General features: G+C 43.3%; 19 protein-coding genes and 1 other RNA gene. 2 read left to right on the top strand and 18 right to left on the bottom strand.

Annotation, left to right across the window (positions count from 1 at the left end; all coding sequences use genetic code 11):
- Positions 1 to 38: 38 nt before the first annotated feature.
- From HFA01_RS01190 to HFA01_RS01125, 15 genes are all read right to left on the bottom strand, one after another.
- Positions 39 to 674: an O-methyltransferase gene (locus tag HFA01_RS01190; protein WP_146812770.1), complete on the bottom strand. Its 636-nt coding sequence runs from the start codon at positions 672 to 674 to the stop codon at positions 39 to 41.
- Positions 675 to 782: 108 nt separating this feature from the next.
- Positions 783 to 1838, bottom strand: coding sequence for an endolytic transglycosylase MltG (gene mltG, locus HFA01_RS01185; protein ID WP_307725366.1), 1056 nt, complete (start codon positions 1836 to 1838; stop codon positions 783 to 785).
- A 261-nt stretch (positions 1839 to 2099) separates the two neighbouring features.
- The gene (locus tag HFA01_RS01180; protein WP_146812768.1) at positions 2100 to 2384 is read right to left on the bottom strand and encodes a DUF1292 domain-containing protein; all 285 of its coding nucleotides are present in this window, start codon (positions 2382 to 2384) and stop codon (positions 2100 to 2102) included.
- A gap of 14 nt (positions 2385 to 2398) precedes the next feature.
- Positions 2399 to 2815: a Holliday junction resolvase RuvX gene (ruvX, locus tag HFA01_RS01175; protein WP_146812767.1), complete on the bottom strand. Its 417-nt coding sequence runs from the start codon at positions 2813 to 2815 to the stop codon at positions 2399 to 2401.
- On the bottom strand, positions 2812 to 3084 hold the full coding sequence (locus HFA01_RS01170; protein WP_115822523.1) for an IreB family regulatory phosphoprotein: 273 nt from the start codon (positions 3082 to 3084) through the stop codon (positions 2812 to 2814). The genes ruvX and HFA01_RS01170 overlap by 4 nt, the downstream gene beginning before the upstream one ends.
- Before the next feature lie 63 nt (positions 3085 to 3147).
- Positions 3148 to 5784 carry an alanine--tRNA ligase gene (gene alaS, locus HFA01_RS01165; protein WP_146812766.1) on the bottom strand — a complete coding sequence of 879 codons (2637 nt, stop codon included), beginning with the start codon at positions 5782 to 5784 and terminating at the stop codon, positions 3148 to 3150.
- A gap of 345 nt (positions 5785 to 6129) precedes the next feature.
- Positions 6130 to 7197, bottom strand: a complete 1068-nt coding sequence (locus HFA01_RS01160) for an AI-2E family transporter (protein WP_146812765.1) — start codon at positions 7195 to 7197, stop codon at positions 6130 to 6132.
- A gap of 6 nt (positions 7198 to 7203) precedes the next feature.
- The gene (locus tag HFA01_RS18755) at positions 7204 to 7380 is read right to left on the bottom strand and encodes a YrzR-like zinc ribbon domain (protein WP_089652618.1); all 177 of its coding nucleotides are present in this window, start codon (positions 7378 to 7380) and stop codon (positions 7204 to 7206) included.
- Between the two features lie 54 nt (positions 7381 to 7434).
- Positions 7435 to 8247, bottom strand: a complete 813-nt coding sequence (locus tag HFA01_RS01155) for a TIM barrel protein (protein WP_146812764.1) — start codon at positions 8245 to 8247, stop codon at positions 7435 to 7437.
- Between the two features lie 11 nt (positions 8248 to 8258).
- Entirely contained in the window at positions 8259 to 10586 is a 2328-nt protein-coding gene (gene recD2 / locus HFA01_RS01150) for an SF1B family DNA helicase RecD2 (RefSeq protein ID WP_146812763.1), read from the bottom strand.
- A gap of 15 nt (positions 10587 to 10601) precedes the next feature.
- On the bottom strand, positions 10602 to 11261 hold the full coding sequence (locus tag HFA01_RS01145) for a tetratricopeptide repeat protein (protein WP_146812762.1): 660 nt from the start codon (positions 11259 to 11261) through the stop codon (positions 10602 to 10604).
- A 164-nt stretch (positions 11262 to 11425) separates the two neighbouring features.
- Positions 11426 to 12538, bottom strand: coding sequence for a tRNA 2-thiouridine(34) synthase MnmA (gene mnmA / locus HFA01_RS01140; RefSeq protein WP_146812761.1), 1113 nt, complete (start codon positions 12536 to 12538; stop codon positions 11426 to 11428).
- A gap of 18 nt (positions 12539 to 12556) precedes the next feature.
- Positions 12557 to 13696 (bottom strand): cysteine desulfurase family protein, encoded by a 1140-nt coding sequence (locus HFA01_RS01135; RefSeq protein ID WP_146812760.1) that lies wholly within the window; start codon positions 13694 to 13696, stop codon positions 12557 to 12559.
- Positions 13697 to 13713: 17 nt separating this feature from the next.
- Positions 13714 to 14133, bottom strand: coding sequence for a cysteine metabolism transcriptional regulator CymR (cymR, locus tag HFA01_RS01130; protein WP_146812759.1), 420 nt, complete (start codon positions 14131 to 14133; stop codon positions 13714 to 13716).
- Positions 14087 to 14776 carry a YczE/YyaS/YitT family protein gene (locus HFA01_RS01125; protein ID WP_174787797.1) on the bottom strand — a complete coding sequence of 230 codons (690 nt, stop codon included), beginning with the start codon at positions 14774 to 14776 and terminating at the stop codon, positions 14087 to 14089. Before HFA01_RS01125 ends, cymR begins: the two co-directional genes overlap by 47 nt.
- A 112-nt stretch (positions 14777 to 14888) precedes the next feature.
- Between HFA01_RS01125 and HFA01_RS01120 the strand changes: the two genes are divergently transcribed.
- Both HFA01_RS01120 and HFA01_RS01115 read left to right on the top strand, forming a co-directional pair.
- Entirely contained in the window at positions 14889 to 16166 is a 1278-nt protein-coding gene (locus HFA01_RS01120; protein WP_146812757.1) for a replication-associated recombination protein A, read from the top strand.
- 83 nt (positions 16167 to 16249) lie between these two features.
- Positions 16250 to 16906: an RsfA family transcriptional regulator gene (locus HFA01_RS01115; protein ID WP_146812756.1), complete on the top strand. Its 657-nt coding sequence runs from the start codon at positions 16250 to 16252 to the stop codon at positions 16904 to 16906.
- Positions 16907 to 16986: 80 nt separating this feature from the next.
- Here the strand turns inward: HFA01_RS01115 and ssrS are convergent.
- The 3 genes from ssrS to hisS form a co-directional block, all read right to left on the bottom strand.
- A non-coding RNA gene (gene ssrS, locus HFA01_RS01110) (6S RNA) lies at positions 16987 to 17179 on the bottom strand.
- A 66-nt stretch (positions 17180 to 17245) separates the two neighbouring features.
- A complete protein-coding gene (gene aspS / locus HFA01_RS01105; protein ID WP_146812755.1) occupies positions 17246 to 19027 on the bottom strand; it encodes an aspartate--tRNA ligase in 1782 nt (593 codons plus the stop codon).
- Position 19028: 1 nt separating this feature from the next.
- A complete protein-coding gene (gene hisS, locus HFA01_RS01100) occupies positions 19029 to 20309 on the bottom strand; it encodes a histidine--tRNA ligase (protein ID WP_146812754.1) in 1281 nt (426 codons plus the stop codon).
- Positions 20310 to 20321 lie beyond the last annotated feature (12 nt).

Genomic DNA, 20321 nt, shown 5'->3' with positions numbered 1-20321 from the left:
GCTCCTTTCATCCATTCCATTCTTATCTATCATTGCTCTTAGGATTCCTTCTTTTTCGTAATAGCAACCCCATCTCCGATCGGGACGATGGTTGTATAGTAATCAGGATGTTGAACAAGCCATTCATTGAAGCTCCTGATTTTATTAGCGATTTTCGCCATTCTTGGATTTGCTTCTGAATCGTCAGCAACAAAACCTTTGAATAGTACATTGTCAGAAACAATGACGCCTGCATCGGACACCATCGGGGAATACATATGGAAAAATTGTTCATATTTCCCTTTAGCTGCATCGATAAATAATAAATCAAATGGGCCTTCTTTTTCAATGGTAGATGCTACCTCTAGAGCATCTCCATGTATGACATGGATCTGTCCCTCGGCGTTCAAATCCTTAATATTTTTCAAGGCATCCTTGTACCGTTGTTCATCACGTTCGACCGTTATTATTTGACTACCTGGACAAGCTTCCAGCATCCGTAGGGCTGAATAACCAATGGCTGTACCAATCTCCAGGATTCTTTTGGGTTGTTGGATCCTGAGAAGCTGCATAAGAAAATCAATCCCCAACGGTTCCATAATGGGTACTCGATGTTCTTCTGCCTGGGATTCCATTTTCTTCACAGCTGTGGAGGGCTTTGAAAGCAATGACTGTAAGTATTCTTCTTGATTCATTCTGTTTCACCCTTCCCATCATTTTTACATCCGATTTACAACCCCATTATTTTAACATAAAAAAAAGAAGGAATGCGAGTATCTTTTTGCATTCCTTCTAAAAACATGTTAATTGATATACTCATTTTTCAGTTTGTTATGTTCTTCCAGTGAACTTGCGTAATGGATCTCTCCACTACTATCAGCTAAGAAATAGAAATACTCGTGTTCTTTTGGTTTAGCAGCAGCCTGGAGAGCGTTCTCATTGAAGTTTGAAATCGGCCCTACCGGGAGCCCGGTTATATAATAAGTGTTGTATGGGGATTCGATTTCAAGGTCTTCATACAGGACCCGGTCTTTATGCTCACCGTGGGCATAAAGGACGGTCGGATCTGTTTGAAGCTTCATATCTTTATCCAGGCGGTTTTGAAACACGCCGGAAATCATTTTACGGCTTTCTGCTGTTCGAGCTTCGTTTTCCAGAAGGGATGCCATCGTGACGAGATCATGAACATTTTCAATCCCCTCAAGGTCCCCTATTTGATTCACATAAGGAAGGACAACCGCCTCAGTTTTATCCAGCATCTTCTTCACAAGCTGATCAATGGTTGGATCCTCGACATACACGTCATAGGTCGCAGCAAACAAATATCCTTCCAATGGGTGGCGGACTTCTTCGTTTAAAATATCCTCTGTGAGTAGCTGAGGATATTCAGACATCTTTTCTTTTACATAGGATTCATCATTCACTTTTTTCATGAATTCTTCTTTTGTAAATGGTAAGTCTTCTGCGTAAACCTCTGCAATCTGCTCAAGATTACGTCCTTCAGGAACCGTCACTTTATAAACCGGTTCTTTCACAAGCTTCCCCGTTTTTAACGTCTCAATGATTTCATTTAACGTCATGGAAGAGGTAAATTGATAATTTCCCGCTTGGAAACCTGATTCGTTCTTAAATTTTGTATAAAAACGGAAGATTAAATCGTTTTTGATGACATCATTCTCTTCAAGGATCCTTGCAATCGAAGAAGTTGAAGATCCCAATGGTATATCGACATTGATCTGTTTATCATTCCCTGGCTCTACGGGATCTAGAGCAGACTTCACGTAAAAGTAGCCAGAAGCTCCGCCAATCAAAAGAGCAACGATCAAGACCGTGAGAATGATGGACACTATTTTTCTCACTGTACTCGCTTCCTCTATTCTATTTCTCAATCTTTTTTTATATTGATTTTTAAAGTCAGAATTGGACAACAGACTTCCCCCTTTCCACCGGTTCATTATACTATAAAGTGAAAGAACCTTTCTACATATTCCCTTAATTTTCTACAAGGAGCGAGACTCTACGGGTTTTGTTATATGGATGAAAAGACGAATGTAGTTACGGGTATTGTTCCTTCTTAAAGAATAATAAAAGCCTGCAGCGGATTGCTGCAGGCTTGGGAGTCATGTTAAATCTTCATCTGTCAACGTGTTCAACATTTCTTCAACCATTTCCCATTCATCCTCGGATTCGATTTGGAAGAGTGCAAGATCATCCTCTTCGTTCCCTTTTTCTTCATACCGGAAGGCGAAGACTTCTACTTCTTCCCCATCCTTTTGTTCAGCTGGGACCACTGCAATGTAGGAATGTCCTGTTTGTTCAACATCGAATGTGAACAGGACTTCAAATAAATGCTCTTCCCCATTTTCATCCGGAATGATGATGCGCTCTTCTTTTTCTAGTGCCATATAAAACGTCCTCCTTATTGTTTCGAATCCAAATAACTTTGCAAGATCATGACAGCTGCCATTTTATCAATGACTTTCTTCCGTTTTTTCCTGCTGACATCTGCATCCAGCAGTACGCGTTCGGCTGCCATAGTTGTTAAACGTTCATCCCAAAGGTGTGTTTGGAGATGAAATTCTTCTTCTAGCCATGAGGCGAAAGTCTGGCTCGCTTCTCCTCGGGGACCGACCGTACCATTCATATTCTTCGGAAACCCTACGACTGCTTCCGTTACGTCATGGTCACGTATGACTTCTCTTAGCGGCTCTTTAGCCGTATTGTAGTCCTGCTCGTCCCAACGGAGTGTGGTGAGGCCTTGGGCCGTCCAGCCCAAAGCATCCGATATGGCGATGCCAATCGTTTTTTCGCCCACATCCAATCCTATTTTTTTCATTCAATGCCCTCTTTATTCTCTTTGATGTAAGATTTAACCAGCTCTTCAATCAACTCATCACGCTCAATTTTGCGGATCAAGTTTCTGGCATCCTGATGACGAGGAATGTATGCAGGGTCGCCTGAAAGCAAATATCCGACAATCTGGTTGATCGGATTGTACCCTTTCTCTTGTAATGCTCCGTAAACAGATAGAAGTACGGATTGGACATCTTGATCAAACGGTTCTTCAGAGAAGTTGAACCTCATCGTTTTATCCATTGAACTCATTACAGTCACCTCGCACTTTGTAGTATTTACTCTATTATATACCTAATTCTTCTATAGGAAAAACTAGGCGTTTTGACTTGCATATTCCTTAGCATATTGTAGTGCTTCTGGAATTTTAGAAGCGTCTTTACCACCCGCTTGTGCCATGTCTGGACGGCCTCCACCGCCGCCACCACATCGGGTCGCTGCTTCTTTGATTAATTGACCGGCATGATATCCTTTTTCTACTAAGTCCTTCGATACTCCTGCAATCAATTGAACTTTATCTCCATTCGGAGCGGCTAGAAGGATCATTCCGGAGTCAAGTTTCTGTTTCAGATCATCAACCATGGTTCTGAGAGCATTCATATCTTTCACATCCACTTGCTTCGCAAGAACCTTCACACCGTTGACTTCCTCCACTTCATCCAGAATATTGGAGGCTTCCATGTTTGATAATTTGGCACTTAACGATTCATTTTCTTTTTGAAGATCTTTCATTTCTTTATGAAGGGCTTCAATTCGTTCCGGCACTTGCTCAGGCTTCGTTTTCAACTGCTGTCCGGCTTTTTTCAGCAACGCTTCTTTGCCATTCATATACAAATAGGCATCCTTAGCTGTGACAGCTTCAATTCTTCGGGTGCCTGCACCAATTCCAGATTCTGAAATAATCTTAAACAAGCCAATTTCAGCTGTGTTCATGACATGACAACCACCGCAAAGCTCCAAGCTGTAATCGCCAACCTGAACGACTCTGACTGTGTCGCCATATTTCTCACCGAACAAGGCCATCGCGCCTTTAGCTTTAGCTTCTTCAATGGAATTGAGCTCAATGGAGACCGGAATAGACTGCCATACTTTTTCATTGACGATGGCCTCAATTTTCTCCATTTCTTCGTTCGTTACAGAACCGAAATGTGAAAAGTCAAAGCGCATGCGATCTGGAGCTACAAGGGAACCAGCCTGATTGACATGCTCGCCGAGCACATCTTTTAATGCTTGATGCAGAAGGTGTGTCGCTGTATGGTTTTTAACAATAAAGGAACGTCCACTTTGATCCACTTCTGCTTTGACTGTGGCTCCTTTTTCTATAGAACCTTGTTTAACGACCGCTTCATGCATATGCTGACCATTTGGTGCTTTTTGAACATTAGTAACTTCGACTACAGCAGACTCTGTTCTCAGGAAACCGCGATCGGCGATCTGACCACCACTCTCGGCGTAGAAAGGTGTTTGGGATAGGAAAAGGTAAATCGTGTCGCCTTCTTCTGCATAGCCACTGAACTCTTTTCCTTTAATCAATTCTACAATTTCCGTTTCGACTTGAAGTGTGTCGTAGCCAATGAATTCACTTTCGACGTGAACGTCACCCAGTACTCCATCCTGGACTTGCATGGAATCGGTCTTCTGACGAGCACTCCGTGCGCGCTCCCGCTGCTTCTGCATTTCGTTTTGGAAACCTTCTTCATCAATAGTGAAGCCTGCTTCTGCTACGTATTCTTCTGTCAGTTCTTTCGGGAAGCCATACGTATCATATAAACGGAAGACTTCCGTACCAGGGAACACATTGCTTCCTTTCTCGGTTTCCTGTTTGATGATGGTGGAAAGAATCTGTAGCCCATCATTCAATGTTTCATGGAAACGTGCTTCTTCTGTCTGTATGACGTTTTGAATGAAGGCTTCTTTCTCCTTCACTTCAGGATAGAAGTCGACCATGATTTTAGAAACTTCGGGCACTAGTTTATACATGAACGGTTTGTCAATTCCAATCTGCTTAGCAAAACGTACAGCTCTGCGCAGCAGACGACGCAACACGTAACCACGTCCTTCATTTGAAGGGAGGGCTCCATCACTTACAGCAAATGTCACGGTTCTCATATGGTCTGCAATCACTTTGAAAGAAGCATCTGTATCGAAGCTGTCCCCATAGTTTTTGTCCGCCATTTTTTCCGTCGCTTCAATGATTGGAAGGAATAGATCGGTCTCAAAGTTCGTTTCCGTTTCTTGAATGACGCAAACAATACGCTCAAGCCCCATCCCTGTATCAATGTTTTTCTTAGGAAGTGGTGTATAAGTATCGTCCGGATTGTGGTTGAACTGAGAGAAAACAAGGTTCCATATTTCCAGATAGCGTTCATTTTCACCACCTGGATATAGTTCTGGGTCATTCATGTCATTTCCGTATTTCTCTCCACGGTCATAAAAGATTTCTGTATTCGGGCCGCTTGGTCCCTCTCCGATATCCCAGAAATTCTCTTCGATGCGGATGATTCGCTCTTCATCCAGTCCAATTTCATCTTTCCAGATTTGGTAAGCTTCATCATCTTCCGGGTGCACGGTTACAGATAGCCTTTCTGGGTCGAATCCAATCCATTGTTCACTTGTAAGGAACTCCCAAGCCCATTCCATGGCCTCTTGCTTGAAGTAATCTCCAATAGAAAAATTACCAAGCATCTCAAAGAAGGTATGGTGTCTGGCCGTAAATCCTACATTTTCGATATCATTCGTACGAATGGATTTTTGCGCATTGACAATGCGCGGGTTTTCGGGAATGACGCGACCATCAAAATATTTCTTTAAGGTTGCCACACCACTGTTGATCCAGAGCAGTGTAGGATCTTCGTGAGGAACAAGTGATGCGCTGGGTTCAACGCTATGTCCTTTTTCTTTAAAGAAGTCAAGAAACATTTGACGGACTTCCGCTGATGTTAATGATTTCATATTCAATAACCTCCTCAGTTTCATCGATAGTATTAGAGACCGTTCCGGACGAAGAAGGAACAAAAAAACCCCGTCCCTGCCTTTAGATCGGCAGGGACGGGGTTTTTTCCGCGGTACCACCCTGGTTATAGACATCCACGTCTATCAGCTCGAATGCCTGTAACGTGGCATGACCCCGGCGGGAATTAACCGCACTCCGGAATAGCTTTCAACGACCATCATGCAATGCGTTTTTCAGCCCTGGAACGCATCTCTCTGCTCATGAACGAGTCGTCTACTTTTTTCCTTCATTGTATTCTTTCGTCCTTATAGTCTTTGCTAAGCGTAATTATAGATAACTGTCGTTCATCTGTCAATGTTTAACCTTCCTGTACGAATTTCCGCCGCTACTACTTTTAAACAAGTCAATACAGGAACAGCTAAAATCAGTCCTGGGATGCCAGCTACTTCTCCACCGACCAGCAACGCCAAGATAATAAACAAGGGATGGATATGGATACTCCTCCCCATGATATAAGGGGATAGGAGATTACCCTCAATCAGTTGAATAATCAAAATAACAGCTAATGTAAAGAGCAGTGTATTCACACTGACGGTAAGAGCAACAATGCCCGCAGGGCCTGCTCCAAGAAGAGGGCCGAAATAAGGGATAATATTCGTCAGACCAGCAACCAAACCTAAGACTAAAGGGTAAGGGAGGTCAATCAACCAGAAACCTGCAGTAGCTAATACACCGACAAATAAACTGATCAATAGCTGCCCTCGAATATAGCCTCCCAGGGAATGATTCAACTCTCTAACCAACCTCTTGGATTCCTCATGCCATTTAGAAGGGAGGATGGACACGAATGTCTTTCCTATGCTCTTGTAGTCTTTGAGAAAATAAAACGTCATAACAGGCACAACGGCAAGGAGAACAACCATGTTGAAAATACCACTGAGGCCAGCTAGCACGGCGAGTACTCTTCCGCTCACCCACTCTTCAAAACTTGCAAAACGCGCATCCACTTCATGATGCAACCCATCCGGCAATTTCTCAGTTTGAGCATACAGCTGTTTTGTCCAATCCTGATATGACTCCACCAAATAAGGCAGATGCTCATTTAAAAGCTTCAATTGATCGAGCAAACGTGGGATCCCTTTGTATAATCCAAAAGCTGTCAATGAAAAGAACACGACAAAAATTACAAGGATGCTGATCGTACGAGATAGACCGAGATCCTCGATCACGTGTACGAGAGGGTGCAGCAAAAGGGATAATACGAGTGCAAGTAAAAACGGCAGGACCACTTTCCCTATGACAATGAGGACACCGTCATAATAAGGGAACAACCAGGCTAACAATAAGAGAGAAAGTAGGATAATAAAAAAGATGGTGAATCTCCGCAACCATTTAGAGGAGCGATCACTCATGAATCATCAAGATCCTTGTTGATAAAATATATCATTCAAAGAACTTAAACTGCCATCTTCCTCAATTTGGTTGATATTCATTTTCCCATCTTCAATCGTTAATTCAAGGCAACAATTCCAACAATAATATTGTTCGTTGCCGATCTTCCCGAGGTTCTTATTATTACAGTTCGGACATCTCATCGGACATACTCCTTTTTTACCAAATAGTATGTCCACGATCATGAGATTCATACATTACTTGAGTTGTTGGGTAACCCATTCGATCCCATCATCGACATCTTTTCCAGAAGGGTTTGTGTGCGGGGTGTGTTCGAGTATGAAATATTTGTCCCTGCCCTTAGCCAGAAGCTCTATACAAGGCGCCATATCAAAAGCCGTGCCTTGTTTTTCAAAATCCCGGTGAATGGGTGTCCAAATATAAGCTTCATCAGTGAACCGGACGTTATGCATATGTACGACTTTTGTAAATGGAAGAAGCGGTTCGATGTACTCTCTCCACTTGTCTTCCACTGCAATCCTATAATCACCGATATCGATACAAATACTCAGACCGTATTCTTCCCAGAGTTTCATAGGGAAGTCATACAAGTACTGAATGCCTGCAGGTGATTTATTTTGGCCGAGTTTTGGTTCACACACAATCGGAATGTCATACAATTCCTGTAAATGATGTAAAAACTGCAATCCTTCCTCTATCTTTTCGTTCGTAAACTCCGCCTCACCTTTAAAGTAAGGAAAATGAACAAGAACATAGGAAGCCCCTGATCGAGCCGCTTCTTGCACTTCCTTTACAAACAATTCCCTCGCAAAGGTGGGTTCCATTTTCACTTCTTCTAAAAGGTCATACTTGCTGTTTTCTCTGAAGTGAGGAACATGAATACCAAAACTTACCTTGTTCTCTCTTGCTAAACTCAAAAAGGAGAGATAGGAATCTCTGTCCCCAAACTCTCCTATTTCAACATGAGGCAATCCTTTATCAAACAGCTCAGGAAGCCGGTCACGATTGGACAAAATGGTACTTCCAGACATCCCAATAGAATGAGCCAAAACGTTCCCTCCTACATAAAATCATATGGTGACAACTGTTCTTCCTCTTCTTCTGTGTCCATTTCAGGGGCTGATTCTTCCTGCAGTTTCTCTTTCAACCTGGTATATCTCGTATTCGTATCGGTTGTTCCCACACCGTCAAGAAATGCTGCCGGGTCGCCGCAAATGATGAGAGACTGTTTAGATCTTGTAATAGCCGTATAGATTAGATTCTTTCTCAACATTCTACGGTAGCTTCTTACGATTGGTAGAATAACGATGGAAAACTCACTGCCCTGAGATTTGTGGATCGATGTACAATAGGCATGCATGATGCTGTTTAAGTCTTTTTTTGGATAGACGACTTCTTTTCCTTCAAAATCAACGACTACCTGCTCAACCCCATCGACATTTTCTTCCGCACGGAAAATCGCTACGATCTCACCGATATCTCCATTATAAACACCATCTTCAGGCTGATTCACCAATTGGATGACCTTATCCCCTTTTCGATAAGTCACATCGAAGTGCCTCAAATCGCGTTTTTGCTTACTTTTCGGATTAACCGTCTGCTGGATGCTTTCATTCAACTTATGAATCCCGACATCTGTACGGTACATCGGTGCAAGCACTTGGATATCTTTCAATTCATTCCCCTTGTCCAAAGCTTTTTGAACAATGTTGGTGACAAGATCACTTAACTGGTGTTCTCTTGCTGAGATAAAGTTAAAATCATGATCCTTTTCAAGAGAGGCCGACGTACAGGCATCCTTTTTTATTTCGTGAGCAAGTTGGATGATCTTCGAACCTTCCTTTTGACGATAGACTTCCGTCAACTTTACAGAGGGAAGCGTTTCAGAAGCCAGGAGGTCAGCAAGCACTTGTCCAGGTCCTACCGATGGCAGTTGGTCTTCATCTCCCACAAGCAAAACCTGCATATCATCAGGTATGGCACGGAACAACTGATTAGCAAGCCAGATATCGACCATCGAAAATTCATCAATGATTAATAAGCTTCCTTCTAGTGGATTGTTCTGGTTGCGTTCAAAGGAATCATGTCCATCCCAACCAAGCAAACGGTGGATCGTGCTTGCCGGCAGCCCTGTCGATTCAGTCATCCTTTTAGCCGCTCTCCCTGTAGGTGCGGCAAGGACGAATGGAAAAGGTTTATCACTATCATAATCTTCCGGATGGATTGAAAAATCGTTCAATTCTGCATACGTATGAATGATACCTTTAATGACTGTTGTTTTCCCCGTCCCCGGTCCACCTGTTAAAATCATCAATTTGGAATGAAGGGCTTTTTCAATGGCTGCGAACTGATCTTCCCCATAACTCATCGCTTCCTCTTCTTCCAGGTCTCCGATAATTTTCATCAAGTCTGCTTGTGTATGCGTTACATCGACCTCTTTTTCTTGAATACGTTCTACATGGCTGCAAAAGCCATTTTCGGCAAAATATAGAGTGGGTAGGTAGATCCGTTCCTCTTCAATATACACAAATCGTTCTTCACCGAGGTGGATCATTTGCTCAGATAGCTGTTCGAAAGTAATAGCAGGTTCGGAACCCTGATTCAACAGCTGTTCAACCTGAACAAGACACTCTTCTGTCGGCAGATAGACATGTCCAGCACTCATGCTTTTTTGCATCATATACAAGCATGCTGCTCGTATCCTTGTCGGATGATCATGCGATAGGTTCTGCATCTTAGCCATTTCATCCGCTCGATGAAAACCGAAACCATCCACATGGAAGACCAGTTGGTATGGATCCTCTTCAATGATGGCCATCGTTTGATCTTTAAAGGCTTCATAGATTTTTTGTGCCAGCTTCAAGCCAAATCCATATTGGGATAAGTGGATCATCACGTGCTCGAACCCTTGATGCTCTTTCAAAGCCGCATGTAATTGATCTGCTTTTTCTTTAGGCAGCTTTGGAACAGCATCCAATACATCACGGTTTTCCAATATTCGTGATATCGCTTGTTCTCCTAACTCATCAACGATTCGTTCGGCCGTCTTCTTTCCGATGCCGTGAAAAAGGTCACTGGACAAGTAGAGGACGATTCCATCTCTCGTTTCCGGCATGACACGATTGTACATATCTACTTCATACTGCAGACCGAATTTTTTATGGTTTTGAAATTCCCCATAAAACATATAGGTTTCGCCTTCCTCCAAAGGAGAAAAATGCCCCTTAATTACAAGGGACTTTTCCTCGAAAGCCTCATTCGTTTCCTTCACATGAATGGAAGCAATTGAAAAATGCTCGGATTCATTGTGAAAAATCATCCGACTCAATTCCCCTTTGACATATGGACGTTCTTCATTCGATTCTTGAAAGAGCGATTGTTGAGTCATGACCATCGAACTCCTCTACTCGTTTAAAGCTTGCTCCACTTGCCCTTTGGCGTGAGCTGCCAGCATATGCTCCGGATTGATTTCTAATGCTTTAGAAAAATGCTCCAGTGCTTTTTGAGCGTTCTCCTGGTGGAGAGCAACCACACCAAGGTTGTAATGCGCATCACTATGTTGTTCTTCTAATTGTAGCACATGGTTCATCACATGTTCAGCTTGATCAATCTGTCCATTTTGAGCCAGGCACAGGCCATATTGGAATTGGACATCAACATCTTCCGGGGCGAGTTCTGAAGCTCTCAAAAGATAAGGTAAAGCAAGCTTCACATATTCTTGATGAATAAATGTCATACCTAACATAAAGTGAACATCTGCTTCATCCAATCCTTGTTGAATCGCCTGGATGAACTGTTCCTGCGCTTTCGTGTACTTTTCCTGCTCATAATAAACATTTCCCAAACCATAGTAGGCTGTTGCGGCCGTATCATCCAATTCGATGGCACGATGAAAGAAGCGTGCTGCTCTTTCATGGTCATTCATATGTGTAAGCAAATTACCGAAATTGATATACCCGACAGGCTCTTTTGGATTCTCATCAATGGCCTCTGTAAATAGCTTCGCTGCTTCCTCATAATTGTGGTTTTGCATCTGTTCAATACCTTGTTTTAACTTATCCATTCTTTAAAAATCTCCTTCCCAGATTCTCTTCTAACGACACTTTCATGTCATCAACCATATTTCTCTTCAGGCGTGTCCTTGCACTCTCATACGGACAACCGGACTGGAATCCTTCTACTCATAAAAAAGTCATGTCCAAAAAATACGGACATGACTTTTTCATTCTATCCTACATAAGTGATCGCTTCATCCTGTTTGAGCACGACATCGATTGTCGCCCCGCCGAGGCAAACTTCTCCATCGTAAAAGACAACCGCCTGGCCTGGAGTAATAGCACGTTCTGGTTCGTCAAACATGACTTTCCACGTTCCATCCTCCATAGGGTAGACCGTCACTCCACTATCTTCTTGACGATAACGGAATTTAGCGGTGCACTTGAATGACTCAGTCGGAACGTCTCCTTTTGTCCAACTCGCTTCAGAAGCGATGAGACCGTCAGAATACAGAGCGTCATGATGGAAACCCTGTCCCACGTAGAGAATATTATCCTTCACATTCTTACCTACGACGAACCATGGGTCTCCAGCGCCTCCAATCCCTAATCCTTGACGCTGCCCTAAGGTATAGTACATCAACCCGTCATGCTTCCCTTTCACTTCACCATCAAGTGTTTCCATATTCCCCGGTTGTGCAGGTAAATATTCACTTAGGAATTCCTTGAAGTTACGCTCTCCAATAAAGCAGATTCCTGTAGAATCTTTCTTCTTCGCTGTAGCAAGACCATGCTCTTCCGCAATGGCACGCACTTCTTTTTTCTCAAGATGACCTAGTGGAAACATAACTTTAGCAAGTACTTCCTGTGATAGTTGGTTCAAGAAGTAGGTTTGATCTTTGTTGTGATCGACTCCACGAAGCATTTCATACGTGCCATCGTTTTCACGAACCTGCGCATAGTGGCCCGTTGCCAAGTAGTCTGCGCCAAGGGACATCGCGTGGTCCATGAAGGCTTTGAACTTGATTTCTTTGTTACACATGACATCAGGGTTTGGAGTTCGGCCTTTTTTGTACTCATCAAGGAAATACGTGAACACTTTATCCCAATACTGTTTCTCAAAATTTACTGCGAAATAAGGGATATCCAACTGGTTGCAGACACGGATGACGTCTTCATAATCTTCCGTAGCTGTACAAACACCATTTTCATCGGTATCATCCCAGTTTTTCATAAATATCCCCACGACATCATAGCCTTGTTCTTTCAAAAGAAGAGCTGCGACGGATGAATCCACCCCGCCACTCATACCAACAACTACGCGTGTATCTTTAGGATCTTTCATTCCTTTCACCTTCCTTTATCAAGCCAGCCGTTTAATAATTTGGCTGACTCTCCTTGCTGCTTCTGTTATATCTTCTTCATTATTTGCGAGTCCAAAACTAAATCGTATCGAATTTGTCGTTTTTGGATGGTCGGAACCAAACATTGCTGAAAGAACGTGTGAAGGCTCTACAGACCCTGCCGTACAGGCACTTCCGCTGGAGGCAGCGATGCCAGATAAATCAAAATTGGTAAGCAGAGTTTCCACGTTCATTCCAGGGAAACTGATGTTTACAATGGATTCTATCGTTTGTTCATGGGACCCATTCACTTCAAATGAAATGTTCTCCTCCTCCAAGGTTTGAAGAAAAAGTTGCTTATAATGAAGGTATTTTTCTTTATATGTCGAACGCTCAGCTTCCATAATCTCAACAGCTGTCTTCAGCCCTTGAACGGCTGGAATGTTTTCTGTACCTGCTCGTCTTTTCCGCTCCTGTTCTCCTCCATATTGGAGAGATTCGATCACCGTGCCTTCACGGATATACAAAAAGCCTATGCCTTTCGGGCCATTAATCTTATGACCGGAAACCGCCATTAAATCGACTCCCAGTTGTGAAACATCCACAGTCATCAGACCGTATGCCTGGACGATATCAGAATGAAAATAAGCCTGGTGTTCCTTTAACAAAGCAGCTATTTCTTCAATCGGCTGAATCGCTCCGGTTTCATTATTCACCATCATGATGGACACAAGTATGGTATCCTCACGAAGGGCAGCCTTAACATCATCCACTTCTACGATTCCATCAGCATTTACAGGTAAATAAGTCACTTCAAAATCATTAGACTCCAAGTATTCGACTGCATGTAATGTAGCATGATGTTCAATTGAAGTGGTAATGATATGCTTACCCTTGGAACGATTGGCTCTTGCCGTACCAATGATTGCTAAGTTATCCGCTTCGGTTCCACCGCTTGTAAAAACAATTTCTTTTTCGTTCGCACCGAGGCCCTGTGCAATTCTACTACGCCCTTCATCCAGGATCCGACGGGCTTTCCTCCCAAACTGATGAACACTTGACGGATTACCATATACATCTTTGTAAACAGGTATCATTTCTTCAATCACTTTGGGATGGACAGGTGAAGTCGCTGCATGGTCCAAATAAATTGATTTCATCTTTTCACCTCCAACCATTAAATATAAAACATATAAGCATCCTGAGTCTGATCATCGACATGATCTTTCAAGTCTTCAAGTGTCGTGGTATCAAGGACATCTTTCACCGCATCTCTGACTCTCTTCCACAACGCTTGCTTGGCAGGCTCTTCATTTTCAATACCTTCAACAGGGGTGATTGGTCCCTCTAATACACGGATCACATCTCCTGCTGTAATCTCATGAGGAGCTTTTGTCAGCATGTAGCCACCATAGGCTCCCCGCACGCTTTTCACTAGACTTGCATTTCGCAATGGAGCAATCAGTTGCTCCAGGTAATGTTCAGACAAATCATTGTCCCTGGCAATCTGTTTCAAGGAAATAGGACCGTCTCCATATTTCCTTGCCAGTTCAATCATGATGGTTAGCCCGTAACGGCCTTTGGTAGATATCTTCATACATGTCACCCTTCATTATTAAAAACTGTAGCCATGTTTTCGCCTGAGGTAAGGTATATCCAACGAATGTACCTAGAAACAGAGCGATAAATACTGTTCCTGCTCCTACAGGGCCTCCAAGGGCAAAGCCTAAAACGGCTACGATGATTTCAATTCCATTTCTAACACTCGACACTTTCCATCCTGTTGCCTTTGTAATCAATAACATGAGACTATCTCGTGGTCCTGCTCCAATTTCAGGTGCCACATACACACCAATTCCTAGAGCAATGACAAACGTTCCTGATATAAAAATAAACAATTGCATAATCAATGTTTCAGGTTCTGGCAATAGCCAATTAAAGAAATCAATAAAAACACCGATGAGGACCATATTTAAGATTGTCCCAACCTGCGGCCACTTCTTTTGTAAAACCGAACTGGTTAGAACAATCAGCAATCCTGCGATAATCGACCAGGTTCCAACGGTGAGTCCAAGTTGTAGAAACAACCCATAATGAAACACATCCCATGGTCCAATTCCAAACTCTTTCACCTGCATCGTCATTGAAATACCGAGGCCCAGGATGACTAAACCAATAAAGAAAAAGCTCCAGCGAATGAAGTTTTCGCGCTTTTTCCTTTGTAAATGAGTCATGGTCATCTTCCTCTCTCTATTATACCAAACGCTATTATAGCATGAATGGCAAGTCCCTTGCATTTTCCTAAGAATCATTCTACGCTTACATTCATAACTGTCAAAAGGAGAATGTTCTATGAGTCAGCAACCACTTGCTTTTCGATTGCGACCAGCTAATATAGATGAAATTATCGGACAGTCCCACCTCGTCGCCGAAGGAAAAACCATCAACCGTATGATCAAGGCTGAACGCTTGGCATCGATGATTTTATTCGGACCACCAGGTACAGGCAAAACTTCGATGGCGACGGCCCTTGCCAAAAGTCTGAATATCCCTCATAAGACGTTGAATGCGGTCACAGATAAGAAGAAAGACATGGAAATTGCCGTTGAAGAAGCAAAAATGCACGGGCAGCTTGTGTTAATCCTTGATGAAGTCCACCGCCTGGATAAAGCAAAGCAGGACTTCCTTCTTCCTCACCTGGAAAGCAACCGTTTGACCATGATCGGTTGTACAACAAGTAATCCCTACCATTCCATCAATCCCGCGATTCGAAGCCGATGCCATTTATTTGAGCTATTTCGATTAGATAGCTCTCACGTCAAACAGGCCATTTCCAGAGCATTGGAAGATCAGGATAAGGGACTGGGTCACATGAGCATCCAAATCACGGATGAGGCTCTTGACCATTTTGCTCAATCTTCTAATGGCGACCTGCGCGCCGCTTTGAATGGGTTGGAGCTAGCCGCTTTTTCTACACCTCCCGATGAAAATGGGCGTGTACAGATCAACTTAGAGGTTGCCGAAGAATGTATGCAGAAGAAAAGTTTCTCACATGATAAAGATGGAGATGCTCACTATGATGTCCTCTCAGCGTTTCAAAAATCGATTCGCGGCAGTGATGTCGACGCTTCCCTTCATTATTTGGGCCGGTTAATTGAGGCTGGGGACCTTGATAGTATTGCTAGAAGATTAGTAGTCATTGCATACGAAGATATTGGTCTAGCTAACCCCCAAGCAGGCCCTAGAGCCCTGTCCGCCGTGGAAGCAGCAGAAAGAATTGGATTCCCTGAAGCACGTATCCCATTAGCGGTGGCTGTGACAGAACTTGCCCTCTCTCCGAAATCCAACAGTGCTTACAAAGCACTTGATGCTGCTCTGTCTGATATAAGGAATGGGAAAAGCGGAGAAGTTCCTCAACATCTGAAAGACTCTCATTACAAAGGAGCAGAAAAACTAGGAAGAGGGCTCGATTACAAGTATCCTCATAATTATGAGAATGCATGGGTGGACCAGCAATACCTTCCTGACCTCATTCGTACACGTCAATACTATGAACCGAAACGGACGGGGAAATTCGAACAAGCTCTTGAACAGGTTTATAGCAAAATCAAAAAGCAAAAGTCTACTTGAGTATATTTCCACATCTTATTGGCTACACTACTACTAAATCTGACAAACTATTATCTTTAAAGATAAAATTAGGAGTGGTGAATATGCCTAAAGTAAGACAAGATGCCTGGTCTCATGAAGATGATCTTTTATTAGCTGAAACCGTTCTGAGACATATAAGGGAAGGAAGCACACAATTGAAAGCTTTTGATGAAGTCGGTGATATTTTGAACCGTACTTCAGCTGCCTGCGGCTTTAGGTGGAATGCAGAAGTCCGGCAAAAATATGAGCAGGCCGTTGAGCTTGCGAAGAAGCAGCGAAAAGAGAAGAAAAGGAAAGAAGCGAAGCAGCAACCCGTCTATCAAAGACCTCAGGCTCCTGTTGTGTATCAAGCAGAAATACAAGAAGAAGACTACCTCCTACCAGAGCCCGCTACTTCGGAAATCCATGAGGAGAAACAGACTCATCAGGAGCTTGGTTTAGAAGACGTGATTGCATTCTTGACAAACCTTAACCAAGAAAGCAAACAATCGGGTTCTCTTCAAAACCGTCTCTCAGAACTAGAGCGTCAGAATCAAGAATTAATGGAACAGAATCAACAATTAAATGGACAGCTTGAAGCCATGACTGAAGATTACCAAGCCTTAATTCAGATTATGGATCGTGCTAGAAAAATGGTCATGTTTGATGATTCTGATCATGCTTACAAACCTCAATTTCGTATGGAGAAAAACGGAAATCTTGAAAACCTTGCACGCTAATGTAAAAAAGCGTTTCCCTACACGGGAAACGCTTTTTTTATGTATTCTATTGAGTCTTATTTAATATAGGAATTAAAAAGACCAATCCCAATTGTGCCGTCGTATCATGAGTTTTGAACCCGCTCTAGGCAGGTGGGTGCCCTGTTCCACATTTCTTGCGTCCTCCCATCAGTGATGGTTATGAGGCATGCATTCCATATGAAAACACCAGGCTCCCGTTTCAAAAATGTTCGGTCAAAACGTACATTCGAACAACGTACACATCAGGATTGGTCTCTTTAAGTTTGTAATGTAATCTTAGCATATAACCAAAACAGAATCAACAATTAACCGACAACATTATTCACCTGAGTCAGACTGACTAGATGGTTTTAACTGTAGGTGCAGTTCATCCAACTGTGATTCACTAACAGGTCCCGGAGCGTTTGTCATTGGATCTTGAGCTGATGCTGTTTTCGGGAACAAGATCGTGTCACGCAAGTTCGTCCGGCCGGCTAAAAGCATGACGAGCCTGTCCAGTCCAAAGGCAATTCCGCCATGTGGCGGGGTACCATATTCTAGTGCTTCAAGGAGGAAGCCGAACTGTTCATTCGCTTCTTCCTGGCTGAAGCCAAGCACTTCGAACATTTCCTGCTGCATATCTTTTTCGAAAATACGCAACGAACCTCCACCCAGTTCGTAACCATTGAGGACGATATCGTAGGCTTCTGCACGGACGTCTTTCGGATTCTTCTTAAGCTCTTCCATATGACCCCCCGCAGGCATCGTGAACGGGTGATGGGCTGCATGATATCGACCTTCATCTTCATCATACTCAAATAGCGGCCAGTCTGTAACCCAAAGGAAGTTAAACTTGGTCTCATCAATCAGGTCTAAACGACGAGCAAGCTTTTGTCTTAAAGCTCCTAAACTGTCATGAACAACGGAGGTCTGATCTGCTACAAAGAGAAGAAGGTCTCCGTCTTTTGCAGCCATCTTTTCTTTGATCGATGCGGCTTCTTCTTCAGAGAAGAATTTGGCAATCGGCCCGTTGAATTCCCCGTTTTTCACTTTCAGCCATGCCAATCCTTTGGCTCCATAAACTTTGACATCCTCCGTCATTTTATCGATGTCTTTACGGGAGAATTCATCTGCCTTCCCTTCCACATTGATGGCACTTACTTGCCCGCCGGAAGCAACCGCACCACTAAAGACTTTAAAACCGGAATCCTTCACATCTTCTGAAAGATTCACCAATTCAAGACCGAAACGGGTATCAGGCTTGTCAGATCCGTACCGTTCCATCGCTTCATCATACGGCATACGTAGGAAAGGTGTTTCAATTTCCTGCCCTTTGACTTCTTTCATAACGCGTTTCATCATACGTTCGGTCATCGTCATGATCTCTTCTTTCGTCATGAAGGACGTTTCAACATCGACTTGTGTAAACTCAGGCTGTCGGTCTGCTCGCAAGTCTTCATCACGGAAACAACGCACAATTTGGTAATACTTCTCAAACCCTGACATCATCAACAACTGTTTGAAGAGCTGCGGAGATTGAGGCAATGCATAGAATTCACCTTCATGAACACGGCTTGGGACGAGATAGTCACGCGCTCCTTCTGGTGTGCTCTTCGTCAACATCGGTGTTTCCATATCAAGAAATTCTTCTTCATTCAAGAAATTACGAATCGACTGGGTCGTTTGGTGACGCATTTTGAACGTCTCCTGCATTTCTTTTCTTCTCAAATCCAGATAACGGTATTTAAGACGAAGATCTTCAGATACCTCCGATTGATCCTCAATCATAAACGGTGGTGTCTTTGCTTTGTTAAGGATCGTCAACTCTTTTGCAGCTACTTCAATCTCTCCTGTACCCAGGTTGCTATTTACGGTTTGGTCGTCACGGGCAACTACAGTCCCTTTCACCTCAAGGACATATTCGCTGCGGACATTCTCAGCCTTTTCTAACGCTTCTCCGGAAGTCTCTGGATTGAAAACAACCTGTACTAAGCCTGAACGATCTCTCAAATCGATAAAAATCAAACCACCTAGATCACGTCGTTTTTGTACCCATCCTTTAAGAGTGACTTCTTGTTCCAGATGGTCTCTGCGTAAAGATCCACATTTCGTTCGTTCCATCTTATTTGCCTCCTGTCAGTTCATTCTTCATATGCTCGATGATGCGATCAAGAGCTACCTCTTGCTGCTCGCCTGATGCCATGTTTTTAACATTAATGACCCCATTTTCAAGTTCCTGATCACCAAGGACAAGTACAAATTTACTGCCAAGACGATCAGCCGCTTTAAACTGAGCTTTCATTTTCTTACCTAAGTAATCCTTGTCGACTTGAATACCAGCACGGCGTAATTCGTCTGTTACCTTCACAGCTGTACGATTCGCCTCATCGCCCAAAGAAACAAAAAATACATCTAATCCCTCATCCGTAGGAAGTTCTACATTTTCTGCTTCTAAAGCCATCAACAAGCGCTCAATACTCATGGCAAAGCCGATTCCAGATGTTTCAGGACCGCCTACTTCTTGAACTAACCCTGTATAACGACCACCGCCGCTCAGTGTAGTAATGGCGCCGAAGCCTTCTGCTTCACTCATGATTTCAAAAGCGGTGTGGTTGTAGTAATCAAGTCCGCGAACGAGATTTGGATCAACAACATAATCGATGTCCATCACATCCAAATACTGTTGGACTTGTTCAAAGTAATCCTTGGAATAATCATTCAAGTATTCAAGAATGGAAGGAGCTGTTTCCATTGCCGGATGTTCACGGTCTTTCTTACAGTCCAGAACTCTCAGTGGATTTTGATCGAGTCGCACTTGACAATCTGCACAAAGTTCCTCACGGTGTGGATCAAAGTGACGGACCAAAGCTGCTCGGTGTGCTTCCCTGCTTTCCTGGTCACCAAGGCTGTTCACCACTAGTTTCAATGATTGCAGCCCTAGTTCTCTGTAAGAGTTTAAAGCAAGTGAAAGTACCTCTGCATCAATAGCTGGATCGTCACTGCCTAAGGCTTCGATACCAAACTGCACAAACTGCCTCATTCTTCCTTGTTGAGGTCGCTCATATCGGAACATAGGGCCCATGTAGAAGTATTTGGTCGGCTGGTTCGGTAAACCATAGACTTTATTCTGTACATATGAACGAACGACAGAAGCTGTTCCCTCAGGTCTTAAGGTGATGCTTCTTCCTCCTCGATCCTCAAACGTGTACATTTCTTTTTGGACGATGTCTGTGCTATCCCCGACACCACGTTGGAAAAGCTCGGTATGTTCAAAAATCGGTGTTCTGATTTCTTTATAATGATAGCGACGGCATAGGTCAGCTAATTGTTCTTCTACATACTGCCATTTTTCAGATGTACCAGGCAGAATATCCTGCGTACCACGAGGGGCATTCATACTCATTTATAACTCCTC

The sequence above is a fragment of the Halobacillus faecis genome, assembly GCF_007991335.1.
GTDB lineage: Bacteria > Bacillota > Bacilli > Bacillales > Halobacillaceae > Halobacillus > Halobacillus faecis.
Note: the sequence above shows the minus strand (reverse complement) of the source record. Positions and strands in the feature narration are given on the sequence as shown.